Raw genomic sequence first — 776 nt, 5'->3', positions numbered from 1 at the left:
AGCGCAAGTTCGCGAGCCGTGGGTCGGTGAAGGCCGCCCTGGAGAATTCGATCCGCTTTTCCGGAAACTCGCAGATCGCCTGCACGCCGAAGACGCCGAGGCGAATGCGCCAGGTCTGCGGTTCCAGCGGCTTTGCTTTTGCAAAACCCTTGCACGTCAACAGCGCGATGTTGGCACCCTTCGGGTCGCGCGCCGAACGGTAGCGGATCGCTTCCAGCCCGGCCTCGCGCGCGACATCGGCGATGGCCTGGCAGGCGGCGTAGTCGGTCGGATGCGTCCATGCGGCCGCGTCACGGTCGAGCGGCGGCCTGGTCAGGTCGATGGCGGCGGCGCATTTGATGGCGGCGGAAAAGGCAGTGTAGTCGGCGGCGTCGCGCGGCCAGGGCGTGTCGGGCGATTCGGCGAAGAACAGCAGGCGGTAGAACGCCATCTCGGCGACAGCCGTGAACATGGTCTCAGCCGCATAGTAGACGCCCCTGGTCCGGCCGGCGCGGCGAAAGCGCGAGCCATGGGGGTAGACCGAGCCGTAGCGGAAGGGCGTCGCCAGCAGGTAGTGGAGGTGCCGGCACTCGAGCGGGATCTGCGGCTTCGTCTCCTCGATCAGCTCTTCCAGCAAGGCCTGCTCGTCGAGCGTGTCGACGACCTTCAGCGTCGAGACGCGGTGCTGCGCCTCGACCATGCGCCAGTACTTGCCTTCAAGCCGGGCGGATTCAGACGAGAGCGCGTCGGGAGTCCAGATAGGCGATGACATCGACAAGTCCTGATATCGACTGGAT

The 776-nt window shown here is 66.1% G+C and carries 1 protein-coding gene; it reads right to left on the bottom strand.

Annotated elements, in window-relative coordinates:
- On the bottom strand, window positions 1-751 hold a 751-nt coding region (locus tag EOA33_RS37360), incomplete at its 3' end, for an RES family NAD+ phosphorylase (protein ID WP_145989584.1).
- Window positions 752-776: the final 25 nt, after the last annotated feature.

It is taken from the genome of Mesorhizobium sp. M4A.F.Ca.ET.050.02.1.1, assembly GCF_003997725.1.
Classification (GTDB): domain Bacteria; phylum Pseudomonadota; class Alphaproteobacteria; order Rhizobiales; family Rhizobiaceae; genus Mesorhizobium.
This window is presented reverse-complemented; position numbering and strand designations above follow the sequence as displayed.